At 59.3% G+C, this 14,871-nt stretch carries 10 protein-coding genes; 2 read left to right on the top strand and 8 right to left on the bottom strand.

Features of this window, described 5'->3' with window-relative positions:
- The 6 genes from ACCD00_RS27255 to ACCD00_RS27230 form a co-directional block, all read right to left on the bottom strand.
- Nucleotides 1–1,342: tetratricopeptide repeat protein (locus tag ACCD00_RS27255; protein ID WP_413428378.1), on the bottom strand; the 1,342-nt coding region annotated here is incomplete at its 3' end.
- Complete coding sequence (locus ACCD00_RS27250) at nt 1,339–2,421, bottom strand: vWA domain-containing protein (protein ID WP_413428377.1); 1,083 nt, start codon at nt 2,419–2,421, stop codon at nt 1,339–1,341. The genes ACCD00_RS27250 and ACCD00_RS27255, both read right to left, overlap by 4 nt.
- Nucleotides 2,414–2,908 carry a DUF4381 domain-containing protein gene (locus tag ACCD00_RS27245; protein WP_413428376.1) on the bottom strand — a complete coding sequence of 165 codons (495 nt, stop codon included), beginning with the start codon at nt 2,906–2,908 and terminating at the stop codon, nt 2,414–2,416. The genes ACCD00_RS27250 and ACCD00_RS27245 overlap by 8 nt, the downstream gene beginning before the upstream one ends.
- Complete coding sequence (locus tag ACCD00_RS27240) at nt 2,905–3,849, bottom strand: DUF58 domain-containing protein (RefSeq protein WP_322617320.1); 945 nt, start codon at nt 3,847–3,849, stop codon at nt 2,905–2,907. Before ACCD00_RS27240 ends, ACCD00_RS27245 begins: the two co-directional genes overlap by 4 nt.
- A gap of 5 nt (nt 3,850–3,854) precedes the next feature.
- The gene (locus tag ACCD00_RS27235) at nt 3,855–4,814 is read right to left on the bottom strand and encodes an AAA family ATPase (RefSeq protein WP_007994509.1); all 960 of its coding nucleotides are present in this window, start codon (nt 4,812–4,814) and stop codon (nt 3,855–3,857) included.
- Between the two features lie 291 nt (nt 4,815–5,105).
- Entirely contained in the window at nt 5,106–5,459 is a 354-nt protein-coding gene (locus tag ACCD00_RS27230) for a hypothetical protein (protein ID WP_413428375.1), read from the bottom strand.
- 337 nt (nt 5,460–5,796) lie between these two features.
- Between ACCD00_RS27230 and ACCD00_RS27225 the strand changes: the two genes are divergently transcribed.
- Together ACCD00_RS27225 and ACCD00_RS27220 are read left to right on the top strand one after the other, a co-directional pair.
- Nucleotides 5,797–7,644: a S8 family serine peptidase gene (locus ACCD00_RS27225; RefSeq protein WP_413428374.1), complete on the top strand. Its 1,848-nt coding sequence runs from the start codon at nt 5,797–5,799 to the stop codon at nt 7,642–7,644.
- A gap of 615 nt (nt 7,645–8,259) precedes the next feature.
- On the top strand, nt 8,260–13,152 hold the full coding sequence (locus tag ACCD00_RS27220) for an NAD-glutamate dehydrogenase (protein ID WP_413428373.1): 4,893 nt from the start codon (nt 8,260–8,262) through the stop codon (nt 13,150–13,152).
- A 98-nt stretch (nt 13,153–13,250) separates the two neighbouring features.
- Here ACCD00_RS27220 and ACCD00_RS27215 read toward each other — a convergent pair whose 3' ends face one another.
- Both ACCD00_RS27215 and ACCD00_RS27210 read right to left on the bottom strand, forming a co-directional pair.
- Nucleotides 13,251–13,961 (bottom strand): ATPase, encoded by a 711-nt coding sequence (locus tag ACCD00_RS27215; protein ID WP_413428372.1) that lies wholly within the window; start codon nt 13,959–13,961, stop codon nt 13,251–13,253.
- Nucleotides 13,962–14,190: 229 nt separating this feature from the next.
- Nucleotides 14,191–14,601 (bottom strand): cupin domain-containing protein, encoded by a 411-nt coding sequence (locus ACCD00_RS27210; RefSeq protein WP_413428371.1) that lies wholly within the window; start codon nt 14,599–14,601, stop codon nt 14,191–14,193.
- Nucleotides 14,602–14,871 lie beyond the last annotated feature (270 nt).

The following is a 14,871-nucleotide window of genomic DNA, read 5'->3' as shown; positions in this document are numbered from 1 at the left end:
CTTCCACCAGCGTCTTGTTGGTCAGTGCCGGGCGCAAATCCGGTTGGCGTTCCAGCGCCTGTTCGTAGGCGTCCAGGGCAGCCTCCAGCGCACCACTTTTGGCCAGGGCGTTGCCCCGATTGTAGTGGGCATGGGCATCGTTGCCTTCGGCAAACCGCTCGGCGGCGCCGGCGTAGTCTCCGGCTTCATAGAGCGCCACGCCTTGCCACTGATGGTCTTCGAAGCGCCGCGCGGCCTCGGCCGGACGCTTGAGCTTGAGTAATTGCACGCCTTGTTGATCAGGACGCAGCCACAGGTCTGCGAGGTCGAAGGCATAGCTGGGCTGAGGCAGCGCCAATAGCAGCGGCAGGCAGAGCAGCCAGCCGCGACGTCCCGCGCAGGCCGCGAGCAGCAACAGTGGCAGCAGCAGCCAGTAACCCTGGTCGGCCCAGGTGTCGAGGCGCAGCGTCTGGCCGTCATTGCGCAAGTGACGCGGACCGTCAAGCAGGCCAAGGGCGCGCAGGTCGCTATCGTCCAGGCGGGCGTGGCGATAGCGTCCGTCGAGGTCGCGGGCGAAGCCTTTCAGGCCGGGCTCGTCCAGGCGCGGTACGAGGATCGCGCCTTGTTCGTCCTTGAGGAAACTGCCGTCTTCCTGGGTGATCGGCGAGCCTTCGGCGGTGCCGATGCCGAGCATCAGCCATTGCGTCGATTTGCCTGCCATGGCGCGGCGAATCCCCAGGCGTTCGTCTTCCGTCAGGGACGAGCCAATCAGCAGGATCCGCCCGTCACCGAGCGCACCCTGTTCCAGCAGGGCCAAGGCCTTGACTACCGCCAGGTCGGCGCGATGGCCGGCCTCGGGCATCAATGACGGCTTGAGGGCATCGAGCAGGTTGCGGCTGGTGGACAGGTCATCGGAGAGCGGCACCAGCGTATGCGCGCTGCCGGCGTAGACGACGATCGCAGTCTGGGCATCGCTGCGAACCTGCAGCAGGTCGAACAGCTTGCGCCGGGCCTGCTCCAGGCGATTGGGCGCGACGTCCGTGGCGAGCATTTCCGGGGTCAGTTCAAGAATCACCACCAAGGGGTCGGCGGGCTTCTGGCTGGTTTGCTCGACGCGTTCCCAGCTCGGGCCCAGCAGCGCGAGCACGGTCAACAGCCACGCCACGCCAAGCGCGACCCAAGGCAATTTACTGTCGCGACCACTGCCACCGCTGAGCAGTGCTGCGTGAAAGGCTGGAGGCAGAATCATCTGCCAGCGCCCGGCGCGTTTCTTGCGGTGCCAGAGTTGCCAGAGCAACCAGCCAAGCACCGGCAACAACAATAGCCACCAGGGGCGGAACCAGTAGGGCCACAACGCACTCATCGGCGCCTCCGCAGACGCAGGCGTTTGAGACGCTGGCGCCAGTCAGGCAACACTTGGGTTTGCAAAAACAGATCCTTGGTAAACAGGCGTTGCAACGGGTTGTCCGGCCAGAGTACAGGGGCCACCAGCAGCATGCTCAACAACAGAGCCAGCGCCAGAGGCCATTGATACAGAGCCTGGGCCGGACGGGCCTGGGTCGGTTGCTGGGCCACGGGTTCCAGTTGATCGAGGGTTGCCTTGATCGATTGCAGTTGCTTGCCATCGTGGGCGCGGAAATACCGGCCGCCGGTGGCTTCGGCAATGGCTTTCAGGGACGGCTCGTCCAGGTCCAGGCTGGGATTGACGCCGAGAAAGCCGACCGTGCCACTTTGCTCCGGATCGGCACCGATGCCGATCGGATAGATCTTCACATCTTCCTTGCCCGCCAGTCGGGCGGCGGTGAGCGGATCGATTTCACCGGCATTATTGGCCCCGTCGGTGACCAGAATCAGCACGCGGCTCTGCGCCGGACGTTGGCGCAGGCGTTTGAGGGCAAGGCCGATGGCATCGCCGATGGCGGTGTTTTTGCCGGCAATGCCGATGCGTGCCTCATCGAGCCAGACGCGCACGGTGTGGCGGTCGAAGGTCAGTGGCGCTTGCACGTAGGCCTGGCTACCGAACAGGATCAGGCCGACCCGGTCACCTTCACGGCTTTCGAGAAAGTCTCCGAGTAGATGCTGGACCAGCGAAAGGCGACTGACGTCTTCGTCCTGCCACTGCATGTCGGGAAAATCCATGGAGCCCGAAACGTCCACCGCGATCAGCAGGTCGCGGCCACTGGCGGCGATCGGTAACGGTTCACCCAGCCACTGCGGGCGTGCGGCGGCCATCAGCAGCAGCAGCCACAGCAGAATGAATGGCGACTGTTGGCGCCAGGCCGGCAGATTGGCGCGGGCGCGGCGGCCGGCGAGGCCTTCCAGATCGCTTAGAAAGCTGACCTTGAGCGCCGGCTCGCCACTGTCGGCGACCGGCAAGACGAGGCGCATCAGCCACGGCAAGGGCAACAGGGCGAAGATCCACGGCCAGGTGAACTCAAACATGCTTGCGAATCCATGTGTCGACGGCCTGGGTCAGGCCGGCGATGGCCTTGTCATCGAGTTTGCATTCGGGTTTGTAGGCACCTTCCACGAGCACCATCCAGCGAGTCAGGCCGGCTGCCGGGCAGCGGTTGTCAAGGAACGCCAGCCACTTGCGCCCGTTGAGGGTATGGCTCTGGCTGTAGGGATAGTGGTTGCGGCACAGGCGCTTGAGCAAGCCGTTGAGTTGCTGCAGCCAGGCACCGGCCGGCGCACCGTCATACGGCTTGGGCATCAGCGCCAATTCAGCCAGTGCGGCCAAGCGAACCGGGTCCAGCGGCTGTTCGGCACGCACCACGGGGCGTTTGCGAGGAATGAAGCGCCGCAGGCTCCACAGCCCGAAGCCGAGTAGCGGCAGCAACAGCAGCAGTATCCACCAGCCAGGCGCGGGCGGCCAAAAATCGATCGGCGGCGGAGAAATCAGCGGTTGCAGTTGTTCCAGTCCGCTCATCGACCTTTCCCCGGCTTCTGTGGGTTCAGGTACTCGCGCAGTTGCTCGACCATCTCGCTCTGGGTACTCAGGGGCATCAGCAACACGCCCAGCTTCTGCGCGAGCAGCTCCCAACGGGCGATGCGTGCTTCGGCCAGGGCCCGGTAAGTCTGGCGCAGGTCGAAATTCAGCGTGTCGAGCTCCAGTTGCGCACCGCGTTCGGCGAAACGTAAAAGGCCGGCGGCGGGCAGGGCATGATCCAGCGGATCGGACAACGGCAGCAGCAACAGGTCGCAATGGCGAGATAACAGGCTCAGCTGTTGCTCGGCACTTTCCGAAAGGGAGCGTTCGTCGCAGATCACCACCACCAGGCTGCCCGGGCGTGACACTTCGCGGGCGCGGCGCAGGGCGATACCGAAGGCGTCACGGTCCGGCTCGATTTCGCTGTTGAGCGACTGATTGACCCGCACCAGTCGGTTGAGCAGCTGCAGCAGGCTTTGCTTGCTGCGCCGAGGCTTGATTTCGTAGTGCTCATTGTCGCCATACACCAGCCCGCCGACCCGATCGTTGTGGCCCAGGGCTGCCCAACCGATCAGGCTCGCAGCCTGTGCGGCGAGTACGGACTTGAACATCTGGCCCGAGCCGAAAAACAACCGGCGGCTTTGTTCGACCATGATGAAGATCGGCCGCTCGCGTTCTTCGTGGAACAGCTTGGTATGGGGCTCCTGGGTGCGCGCAGTCACGCGCCAGTCGATGGTGCGCACATCGTCGCCGGCCTGATAGACCCGCACCTGGTCGAAGTCGACGCCACGGCCGCGCAATTTGGAGTGGTGCAGGCCAATCAGTGGGCTGCGCTGGCTCGGCGTGGAAAACAGCTGCACTTCGCGCACGCGATGGCGCATCTCGATCAGGTCGGCGAGGCTGACACGGATGCCCGGCTCGGGCGGCAGGCTGACGTTCATCGGGGTCAAGCGACGGCTACGACGTCGAGAATCCGCTGGACGACCCGGTCCTGATCGATGCCAGCGGCTTCGGCTTCAAAGGAAAGAATGATGCGATGGCGCAGCACGTCGAACAGCACGGCCTGGATATCTTCCGGGCTGACGAAATCGCGTCCGGCCAGCCAGGCGTGGGCACGGGCGCAGCGGTCCAGGGCAATCGAACCGCGCGGGCTGGCGCCGTAGGCGATCCACTCGGCCATCTCCGGATCGAACTTGGCCGGGGTACGGGTGGCCATGACCAATTGCACCAGGTATTCCTCCACGGCGTCGGCCATGTACAGGCCGAGGATTTCCTTGCGTGCCGCAAAAATCGTCTGTTGGGTAACCCGACGCTCAGGTTTTGCTTCGCCGTTCAGGGCTTCTCCACGTGCTTGCTGCAGAATCCGGCGCTCGACAGTGGCATCGGGAAAGCCGATTTTCACGTGCATCAGGAACCGGTCAAGCTGGGCTTCGGGCAGCGGATAGGTACCTTCCTGCTCGATGGGGTTTTGCGTGGCCATCACCAGGAACAGCGGCGACAGCTCATAGGTGCTGCGTCCGACACTGACTTGCCGTTCGCCCATGGCTTCGAGCAAGGCCGACTGAACCTTGGCCGGGGCGCGGTTGATTTCGTCCGCCAATACCAGGTTGTGGAAGATAGGCCCTTGCTGGAACACGAAACTGCCGGTTTCCGGGCGGTAGATTTCCGTACCGGTAATGTCGGCCGGCAACAGGTCAGGGGTGAACTGGATGCGGTGGAACTGGGCTTCGATGCCTTCGGCGAGTTCTTTGATGGCCTTGGTCTTGGCCAGGCCAGGAGCGCCCTCGACCAGCATGTGGCCGTCGGCGAGCAGGGCGATGAGCAAGCGCTCGATGAGTTTTTCCTGGCCGAGAATCTGCGTTGAAAGAAAGGTTCGCAGCGCGAGCAGCGCTTCACGATGTTCCATCGATGACTGTTCCTGCAAAAGGGTGGCCGAGGACGTTCGAAATGCGCCAGGGCCGGGGGCGTTACTTTAATCCATCGCGGGGGGCGGCGACTAACGGCATTTTGTGCAAAGTGCGGGGAATGACCGGGAGATTTGTTGGATTTATGCAGGGCAACAGTCTTGAGGTGACTGTCAGGACCTCATCGCTGGCAAGCCAGCTCCCACAAATATTGGCGGTGTGCATGCAATCTGTGCAACACATCGGTCACTGTGGGAGCTGGCTTGCCAGCGACAGGGCCGGTTCAGACACTCTCAAATCTGGCTGATGAAGGTCCCGGTACCGTCAAGGATGTTCTTCAGGGTTTCCTCAACTTCAGCCAGATCAACCATGGCCGGGTTAAAAGTGATCTCCAGCACATCATCCCCATTCAGCGCATCGGCATCGGCCGCCGCAATTTCGATTTTCAGCAGTGCAGGGCCGAGCGTGACCTTCACGCCTTCAAGGGTCGAGGGTTCGCCGTCGAGGGTGATTTCCAGTTCGTCTTCATCCGGGTAGCGGCTCATCAGGAACATTTCGCCCTTGTCGCTGTGGCAGCACAGCATGGCCATGTTGTCTTCTTCTTCGTCGCACGGGTTGACGATCAAGAGGGCGGTGGTCATTTGCATGGGGAGGGATCCTGGCTCGACGAGCATTGTGAATATGGACAAAGGGCAATTCTGCCAGTCTTTGGAGAACTCTGCTCGGCCTCCCTGGTCGCGCTGTGATGCCACCAAGGCAGGGACAAACGTGCCCGGTGGTTCGTTACGTGAAAAATCCACCCATTTTCGAACGCGCGGGACGTGCGACCAATCGTCGGCACTGTAATTTCTGACAGTAGCAAGTCCTCGGGTTTTAGCTTTAGCTGTAATCCGGGAAAGGTAGTCATTAGTTTGTACGGATTAACTTTAGGTCAAATCGGAAGTGTTCAGAAATTGCCAGCGATACTAATTGGAAGATATCACCATGAAATCGATGAGCAAATGGCTGGGATCTGTACTCTTTGTGCTTGCTTCCTCGCCTTTGTCGTTGTTTGCGGCCGTGCGGGATTATTCGCATTTTATCATTTTAGTCAAAGAGGATGCGTTTCTGTCTGACACGCAGAAAAGTGCTCTCGATAGTCACTCGTCATTAAACGAACTTAAAAAACTCGCGCCACAGATTAGGCCGTTGGTGCCGGTTTCCGAAGTGCGGACCAAGGAAGAGTTACAGGCGCTGCAGCGGCATAGACTGAATCGCTACTTCATGGTGGATACCCGTACCATGACTAAAGCGCAGGCTGAAACATTACTCCTGCAATTGAAGAAAATCCCTTTAGTGGAGAAGGCAGAATTTGAACCAAAGGTAGATGGTATGCATGACGATAATGGTGCCCCAATTGCGAGTGTAATGAGCAAGAACATTCCGGATTACACGGGGCGGCAAAATTATCTTCAAGGGAGAAATGCAGTAACCCCCTATAAAATTGGCGGCGTGAACGCAGTTGAAGCCTGGAAGATTTCAGGGGGGAAGGGGCAGGAAGTGCAGGTGATCTCTGCAGAGGTAGATCATTGGTCGTATGATCATGTTGATTTGCCAAAACCTTATCTGGAAGTTGATGCAGGGGCCAAAACTGGCTCCCATGATACTTCCAGTGCTGGAATTATTGCTTCGCAGGAAAATGGTTTCGGCACTACCGGCATTGTTCCGTACTCCAGGCTGGGTTATTTGCAATGGGGCACGGACAGGCTGCTCCAGTTGGCTGATAAATTGAATGAAGGCGATGTAGTGCAGATTGGTGTACACATCAACAGTACGCCTCTCAATGGAGTCGGATGTACAGTGAACTGTTTCATGCCGATCGAAAGAAATACGACGGTACGTGATATTATTTCTTATCTTGTTGAAGAGAAGGGCGTTCATGTAGTGCTGGCTGCGGGTAATGGCAACATTGATTTGGATCATCCATTTTTTAATGGTTATTATGATCGAAATGTTTTCGATACTGGTGCGATTTATGCGGGTGCTGTTGATCCGGAGACCGGCATCAGAGCGAGCTTTTCCGAGTATGGAAGTCGCGTCGATTTATTTAGTTGGGGGCGCAACGTCACCACTACAACATGGAGTGCGAGCAATCCCACTATGGGGTATACCCATACTTTTAGCGGCACGTCGTCGTCCAACCCAATCATTGCGGGGGTGCTTGCCTCTGTACAAGGCGTGGCTCGTGCGAACGGAATAGGCAATATTCCACCCAAGGTTTTACGTCAACTCCTCGTCGAAACGGGCTACCCGCAGATCAACGGCAATCGCACGGAAATCGGGGTTCAACCCGATTTGGATGCCGCTATCAAAAAAATGTTGGCAGACGCAGCCGATAAGCCGCCTACAGGACGCCTTGCCCTGCCTGAGGAGGTGAAGTCGGGGGGAACGCTCAGCGCACATGTTTATGCTGAGTCACCCTCAAACAAACCACTGAATTATCATTGGAACGCAACCGGATTCATACCACCGACAGGCAGTACGATATCCATGTCTTTCACGGCCCCAACAGTGACCGCGGATACCCGTACTGCCATTTCCGTAGAAGTTTCCGATGGCTTGCATACCCTTGAACTCACAGAGAATTTAACCGTTAAAGCGCCTGTCGAGGGCGGTAATTGCGGCGAACTGCCGGCATGGGATGCCAGCAAGGTATATGCAGTCTACGCAGAGGCCGTGGCGTACAAGGGGAAAATGTACAAGCAGAACTTCTACAACGTTAATAAACAACCGGACGTCAACTCGGCTGATTATGGCAAGGAGTGGCATACAGGTGTGGCTTGTCCACAGTAGGCGCGCAATGTTGGTTATTTGTTTAACGGTCGGGGGTGTACATAAGGAAAAGTAACCCCGACTCCCGGTTTTGATCGACCCATCACTCTGCTTGCCGAAGGCCGTATTGCTGCTCATGCGCGATCTGGCCAGGCCCATCGAAAACGCCTCGAGGCTCAGCGCCTCCATTTCTCGCGAATGCCTGCTCGACGAGTGACGGGCATCTGTCGTGAACAAAGGAAGTGTTGTCGGTCATTTCTGGTACTGACGTACCGCAAAACCGGACGGAAACCCGTCATTTTCCTGTGCGGATGCTAGTGTTGTTCGATGCGCATGCCTTGAGCTGCGTGCCGATGACCGAATATGTCGCAGCACCGCAAGCATGGGCCTTGCCGCACTCGTTAAGCTGCGCAACGGATGAGCACCCGTAAAGACATTGCGCTGCACGCAGCCCAGTCGTTTTTGCAGATGCCCATTCACGGAAGGTGAATGTGACCTGAGTGTCTCGTCCAGCTTCACCCACCTGTCGCCCTGTTTCCTCTGCCCGAGAATCAGGAACAGGGTGACGGGTAGCCCCGAAAAGGGGTTTTGCACGCGACGCTTTCATCAATAACAAGCCCAAGCGGAGTACCACAGATGGCGTTCTTCACCGCAGCCAGCAAAGCCGACTTCCAGCACCAACTGCAAGCGGCACTGGCGCAGCACATCAGTGAACAGGCACTGCCACAAGTGGCGCTGTTCGCTGAACAATTCTTCGGCATCATTTCCCTTGACGAGCTGACCCAGCGTCGGTTGTCCGACCTTGCTGGCTGCACCCTTTCTGCATGGCGCCTGCTTGAGCGCTTCGATCACGCGCAACCGCAAGTGCGCGTCTTCAACCCCGATTACGAGCGCCACGGCTGGCAGTCGACCCACACGGCGGTCGAAGTGCTGCACCACGACCTGCCATTCCTGGTGGACTCGGTGCGTACCGAGCTCAATCGCCGCGGCTACAGCATCCATACCCTGCAAACCACCGTGCTCAGCGTGCGTCGTGGCAGCAAGGGCGAGCTGTTGGAAATCCTGCCGAAGGGCACCCAGGGCGACGATATTCAGCAAGAGTCGCTGATGTACCTGGAAATCGACCGCTGCGCCAACACCGCCGAGCTCAATGTCCTGAGCAAAGAGCTGGAGCAGGTGCTCGGTGAAGTGCGCGTTGCCGTCGGCGATTTCGAGCCGATGAAGGCCAAGGTCCAGGACATCCTGACCAAGCTGGACAACAGCCAGTTCGCCGTCGATGCCGACGAGAAGAGCGAAATCAAGAGTTTCCTGGAATGGCTGGTGGGTAACCACTTCACCTTCCTCGGCTACGAAGAGTTCGTGGTCAGCGACGAAGCCGATGGCGGCCACATCGTCTACGACAAGGATTCCTTCCTTGGCCTGACCAAACTGCTGCGTGCCGGCCTGACCTACGATGACCTGCGCATCGAAGACTACGCCGTGAACTACCTGCGCGAACCGACCCTGTTGTCGTTCGCCAAGGCCGCGCACCCAAGCCGTGTACACCGTCCGGCTTACCCGGATTACGTGTCGATCCGCGAAATCGATGCCAACGGCAAGGTCATCAAGGAATGCCGTTTCATGGGCCTGTACACCTCGTCGGTGTATGGCGAGAGCGTGCGGGTGATCCCGTACATCCGCCGCAAGGTCGAGGAAATCGAACGCCGTTCCGGCTTCCAGGCCAAGGCTCACCTGGGCAAGGAACTGGCGCAGGTACTCGAAGTGCTGCCGCGCGACGATCTGTTCCAGACCCCGGTGGACGAGCTGTTCAGCACCGTGATGTCGATCGTGCAGATCCAGGAACGCAACAAGATTCGCGTGTTCCTGCGCAAAGACCCGTACGGCCGTTTCTGCTACTGCCTGGCCTACGTGCCGCGTGACATCTATTCCACCGAAGTGCGGCAGAAGATCCAGCAAGTACTGATGGATCGCCTGAAAGCGACCGATTGCGAGTTCTGGACCTTCTTCTCCGAGTCCGTGCTGGCCCGCGTGCAGTTGATCCTGCGAGTCGACCCGAAAAACCGCCTCGACATCGACCCGCTGCTGCTGGAAAAGGAAGTGGTGCAGGCCTGCCGCAGCTGGCAGGACGATTACGCCGCCCTGACCATCGAAAGCTTCGGCGAAGCCCACGGCACCAATGTGCTGGCCGACTTCCCGAAAGGCTTCCCGGCCGGTTATCGCGAACGTTTCGCAGCCCACTCGGCTGTGGTCGACATGCAGCACCTGCTGAGCCTGAACGAAAAAAATCCGCTGGTGATGAGCTTCTACCAGCCGCTGGGCCAGGTTTCCGGCCAGCGCATGCTGCACTGCAAGCTGTATCACGCCGATACCCCGCTGGCGTTGTCCGACGTCCTGCCGATCCTGGAAAACCTTGGCCTGCGCGTGCTGGGTGAGTTCCCGTATCGCCTGCGTCACAACAGTGGCCGCGAGTTCTGGATTCACGACTTCGCGTTCACCGCCGCCGAGGGCCTGGAACTCGACATCCAGCAGCTCAACGACACGCTGCAGGACGCATTTGTCCACATCGTGCGTGGCGAAGCCGAGAACGACGGGTTCAACCGTCTGGTACTGACCGCCGGCCTGCCATGGCGCGACGTGGCGCTGCTGCGCGCCTACGCCCGCTACATGAAGCAGATTCGCCTGGGCTTCGACCTGGGCTACATCGCCAGCACCCTGAACAACCACACCGACATCGCCCGCGAGCTGACGCGGTTGTTCAAGACCCGCTTCTACCTGGCGCGCAAACTGTCCGGCGATGATCTGGAAGACAAGCAGCAACGCCTGGAGCAAGCGATTCACAGCGCCCTGGACGACGTTCAGGTACTGAACGAAGACCGCATCCTGCGTCGCTACCTGGACCTGATCAAGGCCACCCTGCGCACCAACTTCTACCAGACCGATGCCAACGGCCATAACAAGTCGTACTTCAGCTTCAAGTTCAACCCGCACTTGATTCCCGAGCTGCCAAAGCCGGTACCGAAGTTCGAAATCTTCGTGTACTCGCCGCGCGTCGAAGGCGTGCACCTGCGCTTCGGCAACGTTGCTCGTGGCGGCCTGCGCTGGTCCGACCGTGAAGAAGACTTCCGTACCGAAGTCCTGGGCCTGGTAAAAGCCCAGCAAGTGAAGAACTCGGTCATCGTGCCGGTGGGCGCGAAGGGCGGCTTCCTGCCGCGTCGCCTGCCACTGGGCGGCAGCCGTGACGAGATCGCGGCCGAGGGCATCGCCTGCTACCGCATCTTCATCTCGGGCCTGCTGGACATCACCGACAACCTGAAAGACGGCGCCCTGGTGCCGCCGGCCAACGTCGTGCGTCATGACGACGATGACCCGTACCTGGTAGTGGCCGCGGACAAAGGCACTGCGACCTTCTCCGACATCGCCAACGGCATCGCCATCGACTACGGCTTCTGGCTGGGTGATGCGTTCGCGTCCGGCGGTTCGGCCGGTTACGACCACAAGAAAATGGGCATCACCGCCAAAGGCGCGTGGGTCGGCGTACAGCGCCACTTCCGCGAGCGCGGCATCAATGTCCAGGAAGACAGCATCACCGTGGTCGGTGTCGGCGACATGGCCGGTGACGTGTTCGGTAACGGCTTGCTGATGTCCGACAAGCTGCAACTGGTCGCGGCGTTCAACCACCTGCACATTTTCATCGACCCGAATCCGGATCCGGCATCGAGCTTCGCCGAGCGTCAGCGCATGTTCGACCTGCCGCGTTCGGCCTGGTCTGACTACGACACCAGCATCATGTCCGAAGGCGGCGGCATCTTCTCGCGCAGCGCGAAGAGCATCGCGATTTCCCCGCAGATGCAAGAGCGCTTCGACATCGAGGCCGACAAGCTGACCCCGACCGAACTGCTGAACGCCTTGCTCAAGGCGCCGGTGGATCTGCTGTGGAACGGCGGTATCGGTACTTACGTCAAAGCCAGCAGCGAGAGCCACGCCGATGTCGGCGACAAGGCCAACGATGCACTGCGCGTGAACGGCAACGAACTGCGCTGCAAAGTGGTGGGCGAGGGCGGTAACCTCGGCATGACCCAACTGGGTCGTGTGGAGTTCGGCCTCAATGGCGGCGGTTCCAACACCGACTTCATCGACAACGCCGGTGGCGTGGACTGCTCCGACCACGAAGTGAACATCAAGATCCTGCTCAACGAAGTGGTTCAGGCCGGCGACATGACCGCCAAGCAGCGCAACGAGTTGCTGGCGAGCATGACCGACGAAGTCGGTGGCCTGGTATTGGGCAACAACTACAAGCAGACTCAGGCCCTGTCCCTGGCAGCCCGTCGCGCCTTGCCGCGGATTGCCGAATACAAGCGCCTGATGAACGACCTGGAAGGTCGTGGCAAGCTGGATCGTGCCATCGAGTTCCTGCCGGCTGAAGATGCGATCAACGAGCGTATCGCTGAAGGCCATGGCCTGACTCGTCCCGAGCTGTCGGTGCTGATCTCGTACAGCAAGATCGACCTCAAGGAGCAGTTGCTGGGCTCCCTGGTGCCGGACGACGACTACCTGACCCGCGACATGGAGACCGCTTTCCCGCCGACCCTGGTGAGCAAGTTCTCCGCGGCGATGCGTCGTCACCGCCTGAAGCGCGAAATCGTCAGCACCCAGATCGCCAACGATCTGGTCAACCATATGGGCATCACCTTCGTTCAACGACTCAAAGAGTCGACCGGCATGAGCCCGGCGAACGTGGCTGGCGCTTATGTGATCGTGCGTGACATTTTCCACCTCCCGCACTGGTTCCGTCAGATTGAAAACCTGGACTACAAGGTTTCCGCCGACGTGCAACTGGAGCTGATGGACGAGCTGATGCGCCTGGGCCGTCGCGCCACGCGCTGGTTCCTGCGTGCCCGTCGCAACGAGCAGAACGCTGCCCGTGACGTCGCGCACTTCGGTCCGCATCTGGCGGCGTTGGGCCTCAAGCTCGACGAATTGCTCAGTGGCGAGATCCGCGAAACCTGGCAGACCCGTTATCAGGCGTACGTCGAAGCCGGTGTGCCGGAGTTGCTGGCGCGCATGGTGGCTGGCACCACGCACCTGTATACGCTGCTGCCGATCATCGAGGCGTCCGACGTGACCGGCCAGGATCCTGCCGACGTGGCCAAGGCGTACTTCGCCGTGGGCAGTGCGCTGGACATCACCTGGTACCTGCAACAGATCAGTGCCCTGCCGGTTGAAAACAACTGGCAGGCCCTGGCCCGTGAAGCGTTCCGTGATGACGTCGACTGGCAGCAACGTGCGATCACCATCTCGGTACTGCAACAGGGTAACGGCACCCTGGACGTCGAAACACGCCTGGAGCTGTGGATGGCGCAGCACGAAGGCATGATCGAGCGCTGGCGTGCCATGCTGGTGGAAATCCGTGCCGCCAGCGGCACCGACTACGCCATGTACGCGGTGGCCAACCGCGAACTGCTGGACCTGGCGTTGAGCGGTCAAGCGGTGGTGCCTGCCGCCGTCGCCGCCGAGCTGGAACCGGCTTGATCAGGCGTTGAATGAAAAAACCCCGCATCGAGAGATGCGGGGTTTTTTTTTGATTTTCTGCTGTCGGGTCGAGCCTGCTCGCGATGGGGCAATCGATATCAATACGTTTTTTTGCCTGATGGACTATTAATCATCGATACATTACTTGTCGGGCTGGTCAATAAATTACTGAGCGATTGATCAAACTTCTGTAGCGCCCTTACTTGCACATTCTGCTGTTCGTTAATGTCTGCAACGATCTCTTCGCTACGTTTAAAGTCCGCCCACACCGGGCTGAGCGCCCGGGCGTCATGCCCTTGTGCGGTACCGATGTAATTGAAGTGGTTGTCATAAAAGTCCGCACTGACATCAGCCTTGATGTCTGAACTGCGCGATGTGATCAATTGGCTGCGGCTGTCGACGATCGCGACCACATCCGGCCTGGCTGCCTTGAGGCTTTGCATGTCCGGATACACCGTGACCGAGCCGAACTGGCGTTGCAACGAGGCCTTGACCCAGTCCACCGCCAGATCGGGCCTGGAAGTGGCGACGTAGGCATCGTGAATCGGCTGAACCAGCAGGCTCTGGCCGAAACCGGTGCCGGCGTTGGCCTGATAATCTTGCAGGTAAGCACGGTTCGCCTGGGTGTTTTGGCTGTAGACAATGCCCAGTGAGACATGGCTGCCGTTGGGAACACTCGTAGCACTGCTGCGGCCAACCGGCTCGGTGAAGAGGCCATTCAATGAGGAGACGGATGAAGGCGCGGTGGGAATCGAGCAACCGGTTATCAAGACAGTCATCGTCAAGGTACTGGCAAGTGCAAGTTTCATGGTGTTTCTCCAGTGAAACAACTTGAGTTTGAAATTGAAGTTGCCGGTGCTGTGCCGGCGGTGACTCAAGACTAAACCCTGGATGGTTTATTTAAATAGCCAATATCCGAACTTGTCCGGAGGCCAATAGTTTTGTTTGGTTTAAAATTGTTCGGTTAATTGCATCGGGAAATAAAAAGGCCCGATTCAATGATTCGGGCCTTTTTATTTATGGACATACGTTCAGCCATCAGTTTTCCAATGGGATCAGCACTTGCTCGTCCGGCGACAGCACCATGAACACCAACAACCTGGCAGGTTTGGTGGCGCTGGCGTTTTTCGAAACCAGGTGCTCCGAGCCGGCAGGCTCGTACCAATACTGACCTGCCTTGTAGGTGACCGCTTTTTCACCTTTTACCTGGGACGTGATTGCACCTGAAAGAACGTAGGCCATGGCTGTGCCCTCGTGCTTGTGAGCGATGGACGACTGGCCGGGCTTGTAGTCGACTTCGATCATCAAGGCTTTTTTGCCCGGGACGTTTTTCAACATCTGGTCCTGCAGCACCGTGACCTTTTCCGAAGGGTCGTGGGCAAATGCCGAAGCGGAAGCGGTCAGGGTCAGGGCAACAAGGGAAGCGGCACAGAAGCGTAAAACGTTCATGTTCATTACCTGCGTTGGATGAGTTGTCAGGGACAAATCTAGTCCGCAGCGGGTGACAAACAAACAGCCAATATTCGGGAAGGCCAGGGGACCAATGCAGGAGCGAGCTCGCTCGCGATAGACGCGAAAACGCCGCGTGCAGCCAGCAAGCACGCGTTATCGTTGACGACCATCGCGAGCGGACTCGCTCCTGCAGAGGGAAGGGGCAATCAGGTGGGAACCCTGTAGGAGCGAGCTTGCTCGCGATGTATTCAGAAACGCCGCGTTTCA

Origin of the sequence: Pseudomonas sp. Pseusp3, assembly GCF_047304225.1 — a bacterium.
Taxonomy (GTDB): Bacteria; Pseudomonadota; Gammaproteobacteria; order Pseudomonadales; family Pseudomonadaceae; genus Aquipseudomonas; species Aquipseudomonas fluorescens_CD.
This window is presented reverse-complemented; position numbering and strand designations above follow the sequence as displayed.

Excerpts from the sequence above, each read along its gene's own strand:
- ACCD00_RS27225 (WP_413428374.1), top strand. The coding sequence starts at position 5,797 with ATGAAATCGATGAGCAAATGGCTGGGATCTGTACTCTTTGTGCTTGCT.
- ACCD00_RS27210 (WP_413428371.1), bottom strand. The coding sequence starts at position 14,601 with ATGAACGTTTTACGCTTCTGTGCCGCTTCCCTTGTTGCCCTGACCCTG.
- ACCD00_RS27215 (WP_413428372.1), bottom strand. The coding sequence starts at position 13,961 with ATGAAACTTGCACTTGCCAGTACCTTGACGATGACTGTCTTGATAACC.
- ACCD00_RS27240 (WP_322617320.1), bottom strand. The coding sequence starts at position 3,849 with ATGAACGTCAGCCTGCCGCCCGAGCCGGGCATCCGTGTCAGCCTCGCC.
- ACCD00_RS27245 (WP_413428376.1), bottom strand. The coding sequence starts at position 2,908 with ATGAGCGGACTGGAACAACTGCAACCGCTGATTTCTCCGCCGCCGATC.
- ACCD00_RS27250 (WP_413428377.1), bottom strand. The coding sequence starts at position 2,421 with ATGTTTGAGTTCACCTGGCCGTGGATCTTCGCCCTGTTGCCCTTGCCG.
- ACCD00_RS27220 (WP_413428373.1), top strand. The coding sequence starts at position 8,260 with ATGGCGTTCTTCACCGCAGCCAGCAAAGCCGACTTCCAGCACCAACTG.
- ACCD00_RS27230 (WP_413428375.1), bottom strand. The coding sequence starts at position 5,459 with ATGCAAATGACCACCGCCCTCTTGATCGTCAACCCGTGCGACGAAGAA.
- ACCD00_RS27235 (WP_007994509.1), bottom strand. The coding sequence starts at position 4,814 with ATGGAACATCGTGAAGCGCTGCTCGCGCTGCGAACCTTTCTTTCAACG.